This window comes from Erwinia sp. B116 (assembly GCF_002865965.1).
In the GTDB taxonomy this organism is placed as follows: Bacteria; Pseudomonadota; Gammaproteobacteria; order Enterobacterales; family Enterobacteriaceae; genus Erwinia.
Genome location: NZ_JRZZ01000004.1, coordinates 1 through 17,905 on the forward strand (window position 1 = coordinate 1; position 17,905 = coordinate 17,905).

Annotated in this window: 14 protein-coding genes; 4 read left to right on the forward strand and 10 right to left on the reverse strand. The window is 58.3% G+C overall.

Going from position 1 to position 17,905, the window contains the following annotated elements:
* Window positions 1-88: 88 nt before the first annotated feature.
* Entirely contained in the window at window positions 89-1,645 is a 1,557-nt protein-coding gene (locus tag NV64_RS04200; RefSeq protein WP_101505391.1) for a class I adenylate-forming enzyme family protein, read from the reverse strand.
* Window positions 1,645-2,082: a thioesterase family protein gene (locus NV64_RS04205; RefSeq protein WP_056236163.1), complete on the reverse strand. Its 438-nt coding sequence runs from the start codon at window positions 2,080-2,082 to the stop codon at window positions 1,645-1,647. The genes NV64_RS04200 and NV64_RS04205 overlap by 1 nt, the downstream gene beginning before the upstream one ends.
* Window positions 2,083-2,184: 102 nt before the next feature.
* On the opposite strand from NV64_RS04205, the gene NV64_RS04210 reads away from it, so the two are divergent.
* The gene (locus tag NV64_RS04210) at window positions 2,185-3,171 is read left to right on the forward strand and encodes a zinc-dependent alcohol dehydrogenase family protein (RefSeq protein WP_101505392.1); all 987 of its coding nucleotides are present in this window, start codon (window positions 2,185-2,187) and stop codon (window positions 3,169-3,171) included.
* A 234-nt stretch (window positions 3,172-3,405) separates the two neighbouring features.
* On the opposite strand, the gene NV64_RS04215 is transcribed toward NV64_RS04210, so the two are convergent.
* Genes NV64_RS04215 through NV64_RS04230 form a run of 4 tightly spaced genes read right to left on the reverse strand, consistent with a single transcriptional unit; the run spans window position 3,406 to window position 5,971 of the window.
* Entirely contained in the window at window positions 3,406-3,945 is a 540-nt protein-coding gene (locus tag NV64_RS04215) for a biotin transporter BioY (RefSeq protein ID WP_101505393.1), read from the reverse strand.
* Entirely contained in the window at window positions 3,942-4,589 is a 648-nt protein-coding gene (locus NV64_RS04220; RefSeq protein WP_056236156.1) for an energy-coupling factor transporter transmembrane protein EcfT, read from the reverse strand. The genes NV64_RS04215 and NV64_RS04220 overlap by 4 nt, the downstream gene beginning before the upstream one ends.
* The gene (locus NV64_RS04225) at window positions 4,586-5,260 is read right to left on the reverse strand and encodes an energy-coupling factor ABC transporter ATP-binding protein (RefSeq protein ID WP_056236153.1); all 675 of its coding nucleotides are present in this window, start codon (window positions 5,258-5,260) and stop codon (window positions 4,586-4,588) included. Before NV64_RS04225 ends, NV64_RS04220 begins: the two co-directional genes overlap by 4 nt.
* Window positions 5,261-5,269: 9 nt before the next feature.
* Window positions 5,270-5,971 carry an SDR family oxidoreductase gene (locus NV64_RS04230; protein ID WP_101505394.1) on the reverse strand — a complete coding sequence of 234 codons (702 nt, stop codon included), beginning with the start codon at window positions 5,969-5,971 and terminating at the stop codon, window positions 5,270-5,272.
* Between the two features lie 481 nt (window positions 5,972-6,452).
* Between NV64_RS04230 and NV64_RS04235 the strand changes: the two genes are divergently transcribed.
* Window positions 6,453-7,943, forward strand: a complete 1,491-nt coding sequence (locus NV64_RS04235) for a UbiD family decarboxylase (protein ID WP_056236148.1) — start codon at window positions 6,453-6,455, stop codon at window positions 7,941-7,943.
* A 70-nt stretch (window positions 7,944-8,013) separates the two neighbouring features.
* On the opposite strand, the gene lpdA is transcribed toward NV64_RS04235, so the two are convergent.
* From lpdA to pdhR, 4 genes are all read right to left on the reverse strand, one after another.
* Window positions 8,014-9,438: a dihydrolipoyl dehydrogenase gene (gene lpdA, locus NV64_RS04240; RefSeq protein WP_056236394.1), complete on the reverse strand. Its 1,425-nt coding sequence runs from the start codon at window positions 9,436-9,438 to the stop codon at window positions 8,014-8,016.
* Window positions 9,439-9,606: 168 nt separating this feature from the next.
* Complete coding sequence (gene aceF, locus NV64_RS04245) at window positions 9,607-11,211, reverse strand: pyruvate dehydrogenase complex dihydrolipoyllysine-residue acetyltransferase (RefSeq protein ID WP_101505395.1); 1,605 nt, start codon at window positions 11,209-11,211, stop codon at window positions 9,607-9,609.
* A 13-nt stretch (window positions 11,212-11,224) separates the two neighbouring features.
* The gene (gene aceE, locus NV64_RS04250) at window positions 11,225-13,888 is read right to left on the reverse strand and encodes a pyruvate dehydrogenase (acetyl-transferring), homodimeric type (protein WP_101505396.1); all 2,664 of its coding nucleotides are present in this window, start codon (window positions 13,886-13,888) and stop codon (window positions 11,225-11,227) included.
* A gap of 140 nt (window positions 13,889-14,028) precedes the next feature.
* Window positions 14,029-14,793 carry a pyruvate dehydrogenase complex transcriptional repressor PdhR gene (gene pdhR / locus NV64_RS04255; RefSeq protein ID WP_056236138.1) on the reverse strand — a complete coding sequence of 255 codons (765 nt, stop codon included), beginning with the start codon at window positions 14,791-14,793 and terminating at the stop codon, window positions 14,029-14,031.
* A 502-nt stretch (window positions 14,794-15,295) separates the two neighbouring features.
* On the opposite strand from pdhR, the gene aroP reads away from it, so the two are divergent.
* On the forward strand, window positions 15,296-16,651 hold the full coding sequence (aroP, locus tag NV64_RS04260; RefSeq protein WP_056236136.1) for an aromatic amino acid transporter AroP: 1,356 nt from the start codon (window positions 15,296-15,298) through the stop codon (window positions 16,649-16,651).
* Between the two features lie 594 nt (window positions 16,652-17,245).
* On the forward strand, window positions 17,246-17,905 hold a 660-nt coding region (locus tag NV64_RS23875), incomplete at its 3' end, for an amino acid permease (RefSeq protein WP_233208917.1).

Consider the following 17,905-nt stretch of genomic DNA (forward strand, 5'->3'; position numbering starts at 1 on the left):
CAGCAGCGCCTCCATCGGCAGCCCGGCCAGCGCGCCGTATGCCCGCCCCACCGGGGTGCGGCAGGCGGCAACGATCACCGGCTGCTGGTCATCCGCGGGCTGGAATTTCAGTGAGTTCAGGGTGGCGGTCACGGTGTGCGATCCTCTCAGCCAGGTCGGCGCGTTTAATTTTGCCGCTGGCGGTCAGTGGCCAGCTTTCCGTACGGAAATAGTGGCGGGGAAGTTTATATTTTGCCAGCCGCTGGCGGCACTGCTGCGGCAGTGTTTGCAGGCAGGTCTCTGATCCTTCAACGATCGCCACCGCCTTCTGCCCGGCATCGCCGTCGGCAACCGCGATCACCACCGCCTCGATCACGCCGGGCAATGATTTGATCAGCGATTCGATTTCAGCCAGGTAGATATTATTGCCGCCGCTGAGGATCATATTGCCCCGCCGGCCGATCACGTGCAGCCGCTGCTGCGCGTCCAGCCAGCCGATATCGGCCACCGTCGCGCCCCAGGGCCGCCGTACAAACGCCTGGCCGTCGTCGCCCCACAGATAGCCATTGATGATCTGCTCACTCTGCAGCCAGATGGTGCCCGGCTGGCCCGGCGGCAGCAACCCGCCGTTATCGTCACGGATGGAGAGCGTGGTGCCGGGGAAGGCCAGACCGACGGTGGCCAGCGAGGCGCTGATGTTGTCGTCATCCAGCGTATTGAAGGCGATAAACCCCAGCTCGGACGCGCCGTAATACTCCTGCATCGTCGCCAGCGGGAACAGCGCGCGCGCCTGCCGGTAATGGTTCAGCTCCAGCTTGGCCCCGGCGCTGAGCAGCTGTTTCAGCGTGGGCAGGCTGACATTGCTGGCTCCGCTGGCTGCTCGGGCCAGACCGTTAATCATCGTCGGCACCACCACCAGCCGCGCAATGTTCAGCTGCGCCATCAGGTCCAGCGCGGCGGCAGGCTGCCAGCGGCCCATGCTGTAGAAGGTGCCGCCGGCGTAAAGGGTTTCATTCAGGCAGTAGAGGCCGATGCCGTGCGCCAGCGGGCCGGGAAACAGCGTGGAGGGGGCAGCATCCAGGCCGAAAATGGCTTCGCCGTTTTCAAAACTGCTGCGCCACGAGCGACGCGAGCGGCTGAACGCCTTCGGCAGGCTGGTGGTGCCGGAGGTGAAGTTGATCAGGAATGGCGTGGCGTCCTGCATCCCGGCGGTGAAGGCTTTGAAGAGCCGGGGCGTTGCGGCGACCGGGGGGACGTCATCCGATGCAGGCGCTGACGACGGCTGCCAGTCATCGACCGCCAGCCAGCGGATCGCCAGCCGATCGGCCAGTGCGATCAGCGGGCGGTCATGCGATTTCAGCAGCAGCAGATCCGGCGCCAGCCGCGTGAGGATATCCTGCAGCTGCGCCTGTGGCAGCTGCGGATCGAGAATTGCCGCCACGCCCGGCTGCGCGGTGGCCGCCAGCCAGCACACCGGAAAGCCGATATCATTGCCGGTGGCGATCGCCACAATGCCGCTGGCGGCTGGCTGGCTGTGAATATACTGGTAAAGCGCCAGCGAACGCAGCGACAGCTGCCGCCAGCTAAGCCGCTGGCCGTCGATGTCCACCGCGATGGCATCAGGGCGGGTTTGCGCATGTTGCTGTACCCGGTCATGAACCGGCATCAGCCCTGCGCCTCGCTGAAGGCGAAGTGGCGGGTCAGCGCCTCGCGCGCGGGCAGCGGGATCGGGCAGGGTCTATTATCGCTTAACCCCACGCACACCCACACCAGCTTACCCTGTGCACAGGGCTGCGGGCTGTTTTCGCCGTAAAGATCGATAGCGAAAATCAGGCTGCTGTTGCCGAGCTTCTCAATCTTCACCTGCGGCGTTACCACATCATCCACCGACAGCGGCTGCAGAAAGGTCGCCTCGCATTTCTTCACGTGATAGGCCACCCCCGCCGTCGCCGGACGGAACAGCGGCAGTATCGCCGCCCGCCGGAAGGCGTTAACCACCGCATCTTCGAAATAATCCAGATAGACCGAATTATGCACGTGACCGTTGAGGTCGATATCGCGCATTGATACCCGAAATGTTTCGCTATTATACTGCTGCTGCATACTGCTGTTTACCTGTAAAGCCTATCCCATTAGGCATACTGACTCATAAAACAGCCTAATGGGATAGGCTTTTAACCGGGTCGTCACGAAGAAAAAGATATCATGAAAGAGCAATTATTCACCAGGGCGATGGTACGCGAGTTCGGTGATATCCGCGATATTCTGCGGCTTGAATCGTGCCCGTTGCCCGAGTTACCTGCAGGTAAGGTGCGGGTAAAGATGGCCTTCGCTACCATCAATCCCTCCGACATTATTACCCTCTCCGGTGCCTATCGCTCACGCATCGCCCTGCCCTTCGTGCCCGGTTTTGAAGGCGTGGGCAGCGTGAGTGAAAGCCGCGACCCGCAGCTGCCGGTCGGCACCCGCGTGCTGCCGGTGGGCAGTATGGGCGCGTGGCAGAACGTCAAAGAGAGCGAGCCACAGTGGTGCTTTACCGTCCCGGACTTCGTCAGCGATCGCCAGGCGGCCACCAGCTACGTTAACCCGATGACCGCGCTGCTGATGCTGAAGGAAGAGCTCGACTTCGCGCCGGGCATGCGCATTATTATCAACGCGGCCAACTCGGCGATTGGCCGCACGTTAATCCGCATGGCCAGTCAGATGGGGCTGGCACCGATCGCCATCGTGCGCCGGGCGGAAAACACCGGCCTGTTCGCCGCCGACCGCACCGAACGGGTGCTGAACAGCAGCGACGGCGGCTACCCGCAGGCGCTGGCAGAGCTGAAAGCCAGCGGCGGCGTGGCGGCGATCCTCGACTGCATCGGCGGTGAGGAATCGCTGCAGCTGGCGGAGGTGCTGACGCCGGGCGGGCAGTTTATCCACTACGGCCTGCTCTCCGGCCGACCGATCCCGGCCACCTTCTGGCGCAGCCGCCCGGATATCCGCTTCAGCAACTTTCACCTGCGCATGTGGGTACATTCGCATGAGAAAGCGCGGGTGCAGCAGCGCATTGACGAGGTGATGGCAATGATCCGCGACGGCATTATCGCCACTGAGATCGCCGCCGAATTTCCGCTGGAACAGATCCAGCTGGCGGCAGCGGCGGTGCTCTCCGGTGAGCTGAAAGGGAAAATCCTGCTGAGGCTGTAAGCACCTTACTGCATTTTTGTCCCGGCGCGGCACTCTCGACCTGTCGCGCCGGGCTCGCCGGCCGCCTTGATGCGATAGCGGCCAGTGCACCCACAATCGGCATAACGGGTTCGCCAGATGCCAGGCTTAGTCCGGCCTCAGCTCTCCCCGGACGTTTTGATGCGATGGTGGCCAGCGCGCCAGCATCTGCATCTGCATCTGCATCTGCATCTGCAGGTTAACGTGCTGCCCGGCTTAGCCCAGCGTCGGGTAAGCCCGGCGCACCGCGCGGGCAATCACCACCGCCAGCGCCACCTTCACCAGGTCACCGGGGATAAAACCAAGGCTGCCCAGCGCGGCCTGCTTCAGGCTGACGCCGGCCACCAGCGACACCCAGGGAATGCCACAGCCGTAAATCAGCACAATACCGCCCGCCACCATAAACAGCGCCTCTTTCACCGCATTCAGACGTAACAGGTTACGCTGATACAGCGCACCGATCGCCAGCGCCGCCAGCGGCCATGACAGGATAAAGCCGCCGCTCGGCCCGATAAAGATCCCCAGCCCGCCGCGACCACCGGCCAGCAGCGGCAGCCCGATCGCCACCAGCACCACAAACAGCAGCAGCGCCAGCGCGCCACGCTTTGCCCCGGCAATGGCACCGGCCAGCATGCAGCCCATGGTCTGCGCGGTGATCGGCACGCCAATCACCGGCAGGGTAAAGGCCGGAAACAGGCCGAGCGCGGCGGTCAGCGCGGCAAACAGCGCAATGTACACAATATCGCGGGTGGTCATTCAGATTCTCTCAAAGGTTTATCCGCCGCCTGCGGGCGGGAAGCGTGGGGATCGTATGCGCGGGCGTCCAGCGCGGCGGCGATATCGTCGGCCATTTTCAGCGTGCGCACCAGCACCGGGATCGCTACGGCGATAATGCTGCGCTCCAGCCCGCGCGCGCGCTGCGCCTCGCGGACTTCAGCGGTAATCGCCGCCAGTACCGGGATAAAGCGCAGCGCCAGCGACAGCGCCATGCTGACCTTCGCCGGGTTGATGCGTAGAAAACGCAGCCAGAACAGCCCCTTTTCCAGCGCATCCACCATCTCACTGACCCGGGTGGTCAGCGTGACCAGCGACGCGGCCAGCATCAGCGCCATCAGCCGCAGCGCCACCACGGTGGCGGACTGCCAGCTGACCAGCCACCACTGCACGGCAAACAGCAGCAGCAGGATCCACAGCAGCGGCTTCAGCTGCAACACCATCATCCGCAGCGGGATACCCGCCAGCGGATAGAACAGCCCAACCAGCAGCAGCGCGGCAGCAGCCAGCTCGAGGCGTGGAACGGCAAACAGCAGCGTCCCGGTCAGCGCCAGCGCAAGGATCTTAATGCCCGGCGGCAGGCGGTGAATCAGCGAGTCGCCCGGTACGTAATCACTTAAGGTCATGACATCATCCTGACATACTCCTTCAGCGCCACGGCGGGCACCTCGTCAATCACTACCCGCCCGTGGTCAAAGACCAGCACGCGGTCAAAATCCTGTAAAAATTCCAGATCGTGGGAAACCACAATTGCGGTCTGGTCCAGCGCGGCGATCGCTTCGGCAATGCGGCGCTTGTTACGCAGGTCCAGCAGCGTGGTCGGCTCATCGAAGACGATATAGTCCGGCTCCATCACCAGCACGCCGGAGATCGCCAGCAGCTGCTTCTGGCCGCCGCTCAGCAGGTGCGCCGGGTGCTGGCGCAGATCCTGCAGATCGTAGCGCGCCAGCGCGGCATCGGTTCGTTCACGGATAACGGCTTTCGGTAATCCCAGGTTCTTCATGCCGAAGGCCAGATCTTCCTCCACTACCGGGAAGACGATCTGGTTATCCGGATTCTGAAACACAAAGCCAACCTTGCGCCGCACCGCCTTGCCCTCTTTGCGGGTGTTCAGTCCGTCGACCACCACCTCGCCTTGCTGCGGCAGCAGCAGGCCATTCAGCAGGCGCGCGAAGGTGCTTTTGCCGCAGCCGTTGCTGCCAACAATGCCGATGCGTTTTTCGGTGAGCCGCAGGGTGATCTCTTTCAGCACTTCGCGGGCACCGAAGGCGTGAGAAACTCCGTTCAGTTCAATCATCGCTTACTCTTAACGTGGTTGACGCGGGCGCGGCTGCCGCCCTATGGTCAGCTGCTCCACTATCGCTGCCGGTGACAGCGACATAACAAAATCAACCGCGCGGCAGATATCTTCCGTGCTCAGCATCTCGTCCGCCGCCAGCCCGGACCCTTCGGCCATATCGGTATTCACCACGTCCGGGCACAGGGTGGTGACCTTAATCCCCTGTGCGCCAAGCTCGCGGGCAATGGAACGGCTGTAGCCGACCAGCGCATGTTTGCTGGCGGCATAGCTGGCGATGCTGCCAAACGGCTGCACGCCGCTGATCGAGGCAAGGTTAAAGATGCGCCCCTGCGCTGATTTCAGCAGCCACGGCGTGCACAGCTGGCACAGCAGGTGAATAGCGGTGACGTTGGTCGCCAGCAGCGTGCTGAAATCGTCCACCGGCGTCTGCGTGGAGCCGGGGCGGAAGATGCCGGCGGCGTTAACCAGCACGTCGATGCGGGCATGGTCGCTTAACACCTGCCGCAGCAGCGGTTCAGCGGTGGCCGTGTTGCTGAGATCGACCGCCAGCGTGGTGATGCGGGCAGGATCCCGCGTGGCGGCAAAGGCCTCCAGCGCCGGGGCGTGGCGGGCAATCAGAATCAGCGTGTAGCCCAGATCATAAAAATGGCGGGCAAGATGGTGGCCGATCCCCCGGCTGGCACCGGTGATCAGGGCAACGTTGTTCAACACGGTCAACCTGTAACGGGAAAATGCGAGCAGCAACGATACGCTATTTTAGGTAAAAATAAAATGAACATCATGGTTTACAAGAGACCATAAAACAGGCAATTCATTCGATGAATGTTGATATTGTGAAGAATAGCGGTCGTCGCCTGATATGTAAGACCGGTATCGAATGAGCACGATAAAATAATTATCGCATTCTGATTAAATGACTCGAAATAAATTGCTCTGCCAGAGCGTATTGTTTGCTCCTCTCTATATCTTATTTCAGTCACATCCCCCGTAAACATCGGGGCATATCGATGATGTATTTTTCCATTTTAAAATATATTAAAAAAAAACCGCACTCAATGACACCCACCCTCCCCTCTTCACCTGTATTTTTTAATGAATCAGGTAAATAACCTACCGCGCGCAGCACGCTAAAACATCAGCGAATGCGAATTAAATAACTTCATTACACGCCATAAAAAGGACATCTACATTGAGAAGACATATCAAAAGTTTTCGGGAATACCTGGAAATTCTTAACAAACAGGGCGACCTGCAGAAATACAGCAGCCCGGTCGATCCGCATCTGGAGATCGGTGCCATCTCACGCTACGTAATTGAACAGCGCCAGCCGATGACGGTCATGGAAAACATTAAAGGTTATCCCGATTTTTCAATGACCACCGGCGTATTATCCTGCAGTTCATTTTTCACACATCCTTACTCAAGAATAGCCACCGCTTTAGGATTCGATCCCTTTATTCATCCTTTAGAGATGATTAAACAGGTGGAAGGATTCTCCCCTGAAAAGCGGATTAAGCCGGTTCAGGTAGACTCCCCTGCATTTATGCAGAACGTCATTAAAGGGAATAACGTCGATCTGTTTAAGGTTCCCTGCCCGTTTCTGCATGATGGTGATGGCGGGGATTACCTGAATACTATTGGCACCATGGTGGTTCGCACCCCGGACGGTCGCTGGACCAACTGGCATATCTGTCGCGTTATGCGCGTGGACAAAAATCATCTGACGGTGTGGACGCGCCCGCATCAGCACTTCGCCATGATCCATGAAGAGTGGAAAAAGCTGAATAAAAAAATGCCGTTTGCCATTGCGCTGGCACCGGAACCGGCGGTGACGGCGATATCAGGCATCCGCGTACCGGCTGAAGTGGATGAAGCCGACGTACTGGGCGGCTGGTTTGGCGAAGGTATTGAGATTGCTGCCACCCCGAGCGGTAAGCTGGACGTTCCGGCCACCTGTGAGATGGTGATAGAAGGTGAAATGTCGATCGACACACTGCATGAAGAGGGACCTTTTGGCGAATACCACGGTTACCTGCTGGCGGATAAGTGCCATGAGCTGGTTGGTGAAGTGTTAACCATCGCCCACGTGAATCAGCCCATACTCGGCACCATCCCTGCCGGGAAGCCGATTGACGACGACCACGTCATTATCGGCATTGGCGGCTCAAGTACCTTCACATTAGCGCTGAAAGAAGCCGGATTGCCGGTACTGGACGCCTGGATGGCACCGGAAACCGCGCTGCACCTGTTGGTGGTGCGGGTGGCGCCTGAATGGCAGCAACAGTACGCCAGCGTGCATGCGTTCATCGACAAGCTGGAGGCGGCGATCCTGGGCTCGCCGATGAGTTACGTGATCGCCCATGCGCTGATTATCGACAGTGATATTGACTCCACCCATCCCGGCGACGTGCTGTGGGCCTGGGCCTCCCGCGTGCATCCGCAGAACGGCACGCGGATGACCAAACAGCGCTACATTACCGATATGCCGCCGGTATTTACCCCCGAAGAGCGTAAAATGCACCAGGCACGGCTGGCGATTCATGTCGGCCTGTTAGGTTCCAACCCGAACGCGGTAAACGATCCGATTGTGCCTTCCGGCTTCAGGACCTCCTACCCGGAGGCACTGCAGAACAAAGTGACTGAGGCATTCTCCGCCTCGGCCTCCGGCAGAAAAGCATAACCCCCGTTGCGCGAGTGCAGTGCAAAAAAAACGGCCCTGCAAAGGGCCGTTTTCTGTTACGTGAGGCGACTTACTTCTTCTTCGCTTTCGCGTTTGGCAGGTCGGTGATGCTGCCTTCGAAGATCTCTGCCGCCAGGCCCACGGACTCGTGCAGAGTCGGGTGCGCGTGGATGGTCAGCGCGATATCTTCTGCATCGCAGCCCATCTCGATCGCCAGGCCAATCTCACCCAGCAGCTCGCCGCCGTTGGTGCCGACAATCGCACCACCAATCACGCGGTGAGTCTCTTTGTCGAAGATCAGTTTGGTCATACCTTCAGCGCAGTCAGAGGCGATAGCACGGCCGGATGCCGCCCACGGGAAGGTGGCGGTTTCGTAGCTGATGCCTTTCTCTTTCGCTTCTTTCTCGGTCAGACCGACCCAGGCAACTTCCGGCTCGGTGTAGGCGATCGATGGGATCACTTTCGGATCGAAGTAGTGTTTCTTACCGGAGATCACTTCTGCCGCCACGTGGCCTTCATGCACGCCTTTGTGCGCCAGCATTGGCTGACCGACGATATCGCCGATGGCGAAGATGTGCGGCACGTTGGTACGCATCTGCTTGTCGACGCGGATAAAGCCACGATCGTCGACTTCCACGCCCGCTTTACCGGCGTCCAGACCTTTACCGTTCGGTACGCGGCCGATCGCCACCAGCACCGCGTCGTAACGCTGTGGTTCAGCCGGGGCTTTCTTGCCTTCCATGGTCACGTAGATACCGTCTTCTTTGGCTTCAACGGCGGTGACTTTGGTTTCGAGCATCAGGTTGAACTGCTTCTCGATACGTTTGGTGAAGACTTTCACCACGTCTTTATCGGCAGCCGGGATCACCTGGTCAAACATCTCAACCACGTCGATCTGCGAGCCCAGCGCGTGGTACACGGTACCCATTTCCAGACCGATAATACCGCCGCCCATCACCAGCAGGCGCTCAGGGACAGATTTCAGCTCCAGCGCATCGGTAGAGTCCCAGACGCGTGGGTCTTCATGAGGAATAAACGGCAGCTGAATCGGACGGGAACCCGCCGCGATGATCGCGTTGTCGAAGGTGATGGTGGTTGGGCCATTTTCGCCTTCCACTACCAGGGTGTTAGCGCCGGTGAATTTACCCAGGCCGTTAACTACTTTAACTTTACGGCCTTTGGCCATACCCGCCAGGCCGCCGGTCAGCTGGTTGATCACTTTCTCTTTCCAGCCGCGGATTTTGTCCACGTCGGTCTGAGGTTTACCGAACACTACGCCGTGGGCTTCCAGCGCTTTCGCTTCTTCAATCACCTTCGCCACGTGCAGCAGGGCTTTAGAAGGGATACAGCCAACGTTCAGACAGACACCACCGAGGGTGCTGTAGCGCTCAACGATTACGGTCTCCAGACCTAAATCCGCTGCACGGAAGGCTGCAGAGTAGCCTGCAGGACCTGCCCCAAGTACCACGACCTGAGTTTTAATTTCTGTACTCATCATGACCTCTTATATTGATGTACCGGCGGGTCAGACTGCTTGTGTCTCGACGTCCTTCTTCCACCGGGACGTATGCACCGCAAGAGTTTACAGAATTGTTAATAAACTGCAAACCGCGTTGCTACGAATCTCTAAAGCAAGGCCGGCAATTGCCGGCCTTGTTATCTTTTACATCACCAGACGGCGAATATCGGCCAGTGCCTGGTTGATGATGGTGATGAAGCGCGCACCATCAGCACCGTCGATCACCCGGTGGTCGAAGGAGAGCGACATCGGCATCATCAGACGCGGAACGAACTCTTTACCGTTCCACACCGGCTCCATCGCCGACTTGGAGACGCCGAGGATCGCCACTTCCGGCGCGTTAACGATCGGCGCGAAGTGAGTCGTCCCGATGCCACCGAGGCTGGAGATGGTGAAGCAGCCGCCCTGCATCTCGCCGGCGGTCAGCTTGCCGTCGCGCGCTTTTTTGGAGATGGCCATCAGCTCACGGGACAGTTCGGTAATGCCCTTGTTGTTGACGTCCTTGAACACCGGAACCACCAGACCGTTTGGCGTATCCACCGCCACACCGATGTTGATGTATTTCTTCAGCGTCAGCTTCTGGCCGTCTTCAGACAGTGAGCTGTTGAAGCGTGGCATCTGCTCAAGCGCAGCGGCAACGGCTTTCATGATGAACACCACCGGGGTGAACTTCACGTCCAGCTTGCGCTTCTCGGCTTCGGCGTTCTGCTGCTTGCGGAACGCTTCCAGATCGGTGATATCGGTTTTGTCGAAGTGAGTCACGTGTGGGATCATCACCCAGTTGCGGCTCAGGTTAGCACCCGAGATTTTCTGGATGCGGCCCATCTCGACTTCTTCGATCTCACCGAACTTGCTGAAGTCCACTTTCGGCCATGGCAGCATGCCAGGCAGACCGCCGCCGGCAGCTGGCGCTTCAGCGCGTTTCACCGCGTCTTTCACGTAGGTCTGCACGTCTTCTTTCAGAATACGGCCTTTACGACCGGTGCCTTTGACCTTCGCCAGGTTAACACCGAATTCGCGCGCCAGACGGCGGATCACCGGGGTGGCATGCACGTAGGCATCGTTTTCAGCGAAGTCAGATTTGGCGTCCGCTTTCGCAGCAGCAGGTGCTGCCGGGGCCGCTTTCTCTTCCTGCTTAGCCGGAGCCGCCGCTGCCGGAGCAGCCGCCGCCGGTGCAGCAGCAGCAGGCGCAGCGCCGGCCACTTCAAACACCATCACCAGGGAACCGGTGCTGACTTTGTCGCCCGCGTTCACTTTGATCTCTTTCACGGTACCCGCGAACGGAGCCGGCACTTCCATTGAGGCTTTGTCGCCTTCAACGGTCAGAATCGACTGCTCTGCCTCAACGGTATCGCCCACTTTGACCATGATCTCGGTGACTTCAACTTCGTCGCCGCCGATATCCGGTACGTGAACTTCTTTCGGGCCAGAGGCCGCAGCCGCAGGGGCCGCAGCCGGGGCAGCCGGAGCCGCCTCTTCTTTCTTCTCAGCGGCCGGAGCCGGTGCCGCAGCACCGCCCTCCGCTTCGAAGATCATGATCAGTTTGCCGGTTTCAACACGGTCGCCGGTGGCAACTTTGATCTCTTTAACCACACCGGCCTGGGGTGAAGGCACTTCCATGGAAGCCTTATCGCCTTCAACCACCAGCAGCGACTGCTCAACTTCTACTTTGTCGCCAACCTTGACCAGGATCTCGGTGACTTCAACTTCGTCCGCGCCGATATCCGGTACGTTAATTTCAATAGACATAACTCTTTACCTCTTACGCCAGACGCGGGTTAACTTTATCAGCATCGATATTGAACTTAGCGATCGCTTCCGCTACCACTTTCTTATCGATTTCGCCGCGTTTAGCCAGTTCACCCAGGGCAGCAACCACCACGTAGGATGCATCCACTTCGAAGTGGTGACGCAGGTTCTCACGGCTGTCTGAACGACCGAAGCCGTCAGTACCCAGCACACGGTAGTCGCTGGCAGGCACGTAGCTGCGAACCTGTTCTGCAAACAGTTTCATATAGTCGGTAGACGCCACCGCCGGTGCATCGTTCATCACCTGAGCGATGTACGGTACGCGTGGTTCGTCGGTTGGGTGCAGCATGTTCCAGCGCTCACAGTCCTGACCGTCGCGGGCCAGTTCGGTGAAGGAGGTCACGCTGTACACGTCAGAACCGACGCCGTAGTCTTTCGCCAGGATCTCTGCCGCTTCACGCACGTGGCGCAGGATAGAACCTGAACCCAGCAGCTGCACTTTGCCTTTGCTACCTTCGATGCTGTCCAGCTTGTAGATACCCTTACGGATACCCTCTTCCGCGCCCTGCGGCATGGCTGGCATGTGGTAGTTTTCGTTCAGCGTGGTGATGTAGTAGTACACATTCTCCTGCGCTTCACCGTACATACGTACCAGGCCGTCGTGCATAATCACGGCCACTTCATAGGCGTAAGCCGGGTCGTAAGAGATACAGTTCGGGATAGTCAGCGACTGAATGTGGCTGTGACCATCTTCGTGCTGCAGACCTTCACCGTTCAGGGTGGTACGACCGGAGGTGCCGCCTACCAGGAAGCCGCGTGCCTGCTGGTCACCTGCTGCCCAGCACAGATCGCCGATACGCTGGAAACCGAACATGGAGTAGTAGATGTAGAACGGGATCATCGGCAGGTTGTTGGTGCTGTAAGACGTTGCCGCCGCCAGCCAGGATGCGCCTGCGCCCAGTTCGTTGATGCCTTCCTGCAGGATCTGACCTTTCTCGTCTTCTTTGTAGTAAGCAACCTGCTCACGGTCCTGCGGGGTGTACTGCTGGCCGTTCGGGCTGTAGATACCGATCTGACGGAACAGGCCTTCCATACCGAAGGTACGCGCTTCATCGGCGATGATTGGCACCAGGCGATCTTTGATCGACGGGTTCTTCAGCATCACGTTCAGGGCACGCACGAAGGCGATGGTGGTGGAGATCTCTTTGTTCTGCTCATCCAGCAGCTGACGGAAATCTTCCAGCGCAGGCATCTCCAGCTTCTCGCTGAAGGTGGCTTCGCGGGTTGGCACATAGCCACCCAGCTTCTGACGCTGTGCGTGCAGGTAAGTATGCTCTTCAGAGCCTTCTGCGAAGGTCACGTACGGCAGTTTTTCGATGTCAGCATCGGCAACCGGCACGTTGAAGCGGTCACGGATATGGCGCACGCCATCCATGTTCATCTTCTTCACCTGGTGGGCAATGTTTTTGCCTTCCGCGGTGTCGCCCATACCATAACCTTTGATGGTATGTGCCAGAATCAGTACCGGCTTGCCTTTGGTGTCCTGAGCTTTTTTCAGCGCCGCGTAGACTTTCTTCGGATCGTGGCCACCGCGGTTCAGAGAGAAGATCTCGTCGTCAGACCAGTCTTTCACCAGCGCGGCGGTTTCCGGGTATTTGCCGAAGAAGTGCTCGCGCACGTAGGCACCGTTTTTCGATTTGAAGGTCTGGTAGTCACCGTCAACGGTTTCGTTCATCAGCTGGATCAGCTTACCGCTGGTGTCGTTACGCAGCAGCTCGTCCCAACGACCGCCCCAGATCACTTTGATCACTTCCCAGCCGGCGCCGTTAAAGATGCCTTCCAGTTCGTTGATGATCTTACCGTTACCGGTGACCGGGCCGTCCAGGCGCTGCAGGTTGCAGTTGATGATGAACACCAGGTTGTCCAGCTTCTCGCGGGTGGCGATAGTGATCGCACCTTTGGATTCCGGCTCATCCATCTCACCGTCGCCGAGGAAGGCGTAAACGGTCTGCTGAGAGGTGTCTTTCAGGCCACGGTGTTCCAGGTACTTCAGGAACTTCGCCTGGTAAATTGCACCCAACGGCCCCAGGCCCATAGATACGGTCGGGAACTGCCAGAAGTCAGGCATCAGTTTCGGGTGCGGGTAAGAGGACAGGCCTTTACCGTGAACTTCCTGACGGAAGTTGTTCATCTGCTCTTCGGTCAGACGCCCTTCGAGGAACGCACGGGCATACACGCCCGGAGAGATGTGGCCCTGGAAGTACACCAGGTCGCCGCCGTCTTTTTCAGTACGCGCGCGGAAGAAGTGGTTAAAGCACACTTCATATACGGTAGCAGAAGACTGGAAGGAGGACATATGGCCACCCAGCTCCAGATCTTTCTTGGACGCACGCAGAACGGTCATGATCGCGTTCCAGCGGATGGCGGAACGAATACGACGCTCTAAAGAGCTGTTGCCCGGGTACTCCGGCTCGTCTTCAACGGCGATTGAGTTGATGTAGTTGCTGGCACCTGCGCCTGCAGCCACTTTAACGCCGCCTTTACGTGCTTCGCTCAGAACCTGATCGATCAGATACTGTGCGCGCTCAACACCTTCTTCACGGATGACCGATTCGATCGCCTGTAGCCAGTCGCGAGTTTCGATCGGATCCACGTCATTATTTAAACGTTCTGACATGGGGGTATTCCTTATCTGTGTCTACTTCGTTGAATTGTCTGGAGCCTGTCTCGCTGTGCTCTTGCCACCAGAACACAGTGAGACAGGCCCGTCGTTTTACGTGCTGCGCGATATCCGGGGCCTGGGCCCTCCGTCCACGCTTAGTCCTTACGTTGCTGTAAACGTCGCAAGGAGCGCTCTCTACGACTCTGCTCCCGACTTCTGTCCAGCAATACTTCCTCGATAAACGCCAGGTGACGGTGTGAAGCTTCACGGGCCTGCTCCGGCTCGCGTGCCACAATCGCCTGAAAAATACTGGCGCGGTGTTCACTCACCTTCGCCAGCATCTCCCGGCGTAAGTAGAGCATCTCGAAGTTCTGTCTGACGTTCTGTTCCAGCATCGGCCCCATACTGCGGAGCAAATGCAGCAGCACCACATTATGCGCTGCTTCTGTGACAGCAATCTGATACTGCATAACGGCACCGGCTTCGGCGTCAAGATCGCCGCTGTCCTGCGCGGTTTGGATCTGCAGGTGGCAGTCGCGGATGCGGGCAATATCATCGTCAGTGCCGCGCAGGGCGGCGTAATAGGCGGCAATCCCTTCCAGCGCATGACGCGTTTCTAACAGGTCAAACTGGGATTCCGGGTGTTCGGCAAGGAGTTCAATCAGCGGGTCGCTCATGCTGGCCCACAGGTTTTTCTGCACGAAGGTGCCACCGCCCTGACGGCGCAGCAGCAGACCTTTGGCTTCCAGGCGCTGGATAGCCTCGCGTAAAGAAGGGCGGGAAACGTCAAACTGCACCGCCAGCTCGCGCTCGGGCAGCAGTTTCTCTCCGGGACGCAGCGTCCCCTCCATAATCAGGGATTCAAGCTGCTGCTCGATAGCATCAGAGAGCTTTGGTTGGCGAATTTTGCTGTATGCCATTATCCCTTCTTCACCGATTTGCAGAGTAAATTGGTCATACCAATTCAAAAAAGACGCCCGTAAAGTAACAAAGTATTCACCTGATGTCCATATGGCAACCTGGCGAAACCAGACCGGGGTCTCGTTCCTGACAGGGGTTGTTAAACCCCGCCGGGCAGCGGGTTGAATGTACTGTTAATGTTAAAAAATCAAACTTTTTTGAAACATGGCAGCAGTTTAGTCGACGCTCCCTCCGCCTGAGGCCTCCGTAGAAAATGGCTTAATGCACTTCTTCTGCGACATAAAATTTTCATTACCTTACACAGCACGTTCGATGCATTTTCAACCACCCCGGTCAGCAGACAGCATAAAGAAAGTGCATTACGCTGCGCGCGGCACTATTCTCTGCGCGACGCAAGATTCGCAGACGTTTTCGTTATGGGATAAGCGTAAACATTTCAGTACGTTATTACCTTGCACCACTCTGGTAGCTAAAAATAAAAACCGCATCACGAGGAAGAGTATGGAACAACAGCAGGGCGACACGCTGCATCGCGGCTTAAAGAACCGCCACATTCAGCTGATCGCATTGGGCGGCGCCGTCGGCACCGGCCTGTTTCTGGGCAGCGCATCGGTGATCAAATCGGCCGGCCCCGCGGTCATTCTGGGTTACGCCATTGCCGGCTTTATCGCGTTCCTTATCATGCGCCAGATGGGCGAGATGATTGTGGAAGAGCCGGTGGCGGGCAGCTTCAGCCACTTTGCGCACAAATACTGGGGCCCGTTCGCCGGTTTTGCGTCCGGCTGGAATAACTGGGCGCTGTACGTGCTGGTGGCGATGGCCGAGCTGACCGCCGTGGGGAAATACATCCAGTTCTGGTACCCGGAGATCCCGACGTGGGCGTCTGCGGCGGTGTTCTTTGTGCTGATCAACGCCATCAACCTGACCAACGTGAAGATGTTTGGTGAGGTGGAGTTCTGGTTTGCCATTATTAAGGTGGTGGCGGTCGTCGCGATGATCGCCTTCGGCGGCTGGCTGCTGTTCAGCGGCAACGGCGGCCCGCAGGCCAGTGTAAGCAACCTGTGGAGCCACGGTGGCTTTATGCCCAACGGCTGGCACGGGCTGGTGATGATGATCGCCATCATTATGTTTTCGTTCGGCGGGCTGGAGATGATCGGCCTCACCGCGGCGGAAGCCGAGAACCCGCAGCAGAGCATCCCGAAAGCGATTAACCAGGTGCTGTGGCGCATCCTGATCTTCTACATTGGCTCGCTGACCGTGCTGCTGTCGCTGATGCCGTGGATGCGCATCAGCGAAGATACCAGCCCGTTTGTGCTGATCTTCCACGAGCTGGGCGACGGCCTGGTGGCCAACGCGCTGAACGTGGTGATCCTCACCGCCGCGCTGTCGGTCTATAACAGCTGCGTCTACAGCAACAGCCGGATGCTGTTTGGCCTGGCGCAGCAGGGCAACGCACCAAAAGCGCTGATGAAGGTCGACCGTCGCGGCGTGCCGGTAAACGCCATTCTGATCTCAGCGGCGGCCGCCGCGATCGGCGTGCTGATCAACTACCTGATGCCGGGCGAAGCCTTTAACCTGCTGATGTCGCTGGTCGTCTCGACGCTTATCATCAACTGGGCGATGATCAGCCTGGCGCACCTGCGCTTCCGCAAGCGCGCTAACCAGCAGGGGCTGCAGCCGCGCTTTAAGGCGCTGTTCTACCCGTTTGGCAACTGGCTGTGCCTGGCCTTTATGGCCGGCGTGCTGGTGATTATGGCGATGACGCCGGGCATGGCGATCTCGGTATGGCTGATTCCGGTGTGGATTGGCGTGCTGGCGGCAGGCTTTGCCGTTAAAGGTCGCGGCGTTCAGAGCTAATTCAGCCACAGTCGCAGGCCGTTGCGGGGAGAGGCTGCCCCGGAACGGCCCTGCGATGCCAGTGACCACTGCCGGTCTTCGCTGACCCCGGCATTATCCTCACGGTGTTCACTGTGTTCACTGCCTCCACTGTCTCCACTGTCTCCACTGTCTCCACTGTCTTCACCTTATCCTGCTGCGCAATTTCCCGAACCACCGTCTTACGGCGCCCTCATCGCTTTTCTCCTTATCTTTATCCTTCCCTTTCGGTCCTCTTTATCTTCAGACCTTTGCCATCCCGCTGACGGCGGGGTCAGCTGCCGCTGTTCCTGAACCACGTTCATCTTGCCCTCCGGCCATAAGAGAATGTTATTCGTCATTTAATACAATTTGTGACAAAACAAAGGCGGTAAAAAGTGGGATGGCGCGCTGATTTTTTAGTCGATTATGCGTGGTATGAACAGAAAGCGAGTGCAAAGCACTGGGCATAGCACTATTCTCATGCTGAGGCTATGTTAAGACTCACATTTGCTTACATGACAGCGTAAAGTTTACGATACAGCGGGATAACAGGGCCTGCTGAACACACAATAAGAAAACATCACGAGGTTACACATGGGACAACAGCAGGGCGAAACGCTGCACCGTGGCCTGAAGAACCGCCACATCCAGCTGATCGCATTGGGTGGGGCCGTCGGTACCGGCCTGTTTCTGGGCAGTGCATCGGTTATTCAGTCGGCCGGGCCAGGGGTTATTCTTGGCTACGCCATTGCCGGTTTTATTGCCTTCTTAATTATGCGCCAGCTGGGTGAGATGGTCGTGGAGGAGCCGGTTGCCGGTTCATTCAGCCATTTTGCCTATAAGTACTGGGGTAACTTTGCCGGTTTTGCCTCCGGCTGGAACTACTGGGTGCTCTACGTGCTGGTGGCGATGGCCGAGCTGACCGCGGTCGGCAAATATATTCAGTTCTGGTACCCGGAGATCCCCACCTGGGCCTCTGCCGCCGCCTTCTTTGTGCTGATCAACGCCATCAACCTGACCAACGTCAAAGTGTTCGGTGAGATGGAGTTCTGGTTCGCCATTATCAAAGTAGCAGCGGTAATCGGTATGATCCTGTTCGGCGGCTGGCTGCTGTTCAGCGGCAACGCCGGCCCGCAGGCCACCGTGCGCAACCTGTGGGAACAGGGCGGCTTCCTGCCTCACGGCTTTACCGGGCTGGTGATGATGATGGCGATCATCATGTTCTCCTTTGGTGGCCTGGAGCTGGTCGGTATA